Below are 1,507 nucleotides of genomic sequence, written 5' to 3' on the forward strand. Positions count from 1 at the left end.
GTAAGGATTCAGGTCTGAGAAATAGGAACGAGCTCAGGCATAGCCAAGTCACAAGAATGAGCAGAAATAGCCTCACGGAAAAAAGCCATTACTGAACGAGCTTGAAAACGACAAGTTTGAATCACACTTAATAGATCGGCCGTTTCCTCAAATCCCTTCATCGAACGAGAGCCGCCAGAAACTTTCCGTTTAGTGACAGCTAGCCGTAAAGAACGCTCTGCTAAATTATTATCAGGAGGAATCGAGGGGTCAGATAGAAAATACCACCATTGTTCTGCCTTATCCCGTAAGGATTTGAGCAACAAACCTGCCGCATAACCCACAAGGTTCAACCAAGTGTCGAGGGCTTTATTCAATCGTATTTTGAAATCCTGGGCCCACGAGTCGTAGGTGAGTCGATCCTTCGTCTTGCGCCAAGACTCATGGGCTCTAAAAGCTTCATCAATTAATGACAGAAATATTTGAGCGACTTCGACATTATTATTGTTGCCCCTAAGTCCCAGCACTTTCTTGAAATGCCTTCGTAAATGGGCTAGACATTTCTGTTGCGCCGCGACTTTCACGCCATTATAAACACTGAAATCATCTGAGCTTAAGACCCCAGCAAATTCTTTGCCCAGCATGGTTTCTAGCTCCACGCGCCCCCTGGTATCTGCGGCATGAAATAAACAGAATCCTTCTCCACTCGCTGTCCATAGCCATTCTTTAACCCCCATCACACACCAGGGGGTTTCGTCTACATGAACGTTTGATTGTAGAGGTGCCCATTCCCACAGTGCTTTAATCGCTGGCTTGACTGCTGCGGCTACTCGTTGATTGGTTTTTTGGATTGTTCCTACGGACACTTCTATCTTGCCGAGTTCCCACAATAACTCAGTCTGCTTGGCGTAGGAAAGATGTCCATAATTGCCCAACCAGACTAATAGTGCTTGGAGATTCACGCTCAAGTCTTGGCCTGGAACTATTCCGCTTGGTAGTTCTCCTCTGACTACTGCACCACATTCGAGGCATTTACACGATTGTGTCTGATATTCTACGACTTCGATTGGTTTTGCTACTAGAGTTGCTACTTGCTGAGAGTGGGTGTTAATTACTTGACTTAATTCTTGAGAGCCACAATTGAGACAGATGCTGGGTGAGCTAATTTCGGTTCTGTCTACTCGTCCAAATCCTTTGCGGGTTTTCCCTTGATGGCCTGGTTGTCCACCTGGTTTCTTTTTTTGGTCTGATTCTGGTTGGGCTGTTGGTTTCTCTGGTTTTTGGATGAGATCCGTTGATGGGGGCTTTGATGAAGTTTTACTGGTTGTTCGACCTTTTCCCGTAGCAATAGCTAATTTTTCTTGCAATTCTTCAATAATTTTTTGCAGCCCCAGTACCATTTCTACCAGTTCAGCTTGGCTCAACTGCTCGATTTCGGTTTTTTTCTGCTCTCTGGTGGCTGCGGACTTTTTCATTCGTTTATTTTACCAGATGCCGTCACTGAATTTTTTTTGACCTGAATCCTTAC

1 protein-coding gene is annotated in these 1,507 nt (G+C 45.1%); it reads right to left on the reverse strand.

Annotated elements, in window-relative coordinates:
- Positions 1-8 precede the first annotated feature (8 nt).
- Complete coding sequence (gene tnpC, locus QT974_RS34270) at positions 9-1,454, reverse strand: IS66 family transposase (protein ID WP_333472803.1); 1,446 nt, start codon at positions 1,452-1,454, stop codon at positions 9-11.
- Positions 1,455-1,507 lie beyond the last annotated feature (53 nt).

This window comes from Microcoleus sp. BM001215392 (assembly GCF_036700185.1).
Classification (GTDB): Bacteria; Cyanobacteriota; Cyanobacteriia; order Cyanobacteriales; family Microcoleaceae; genus Microcoleus.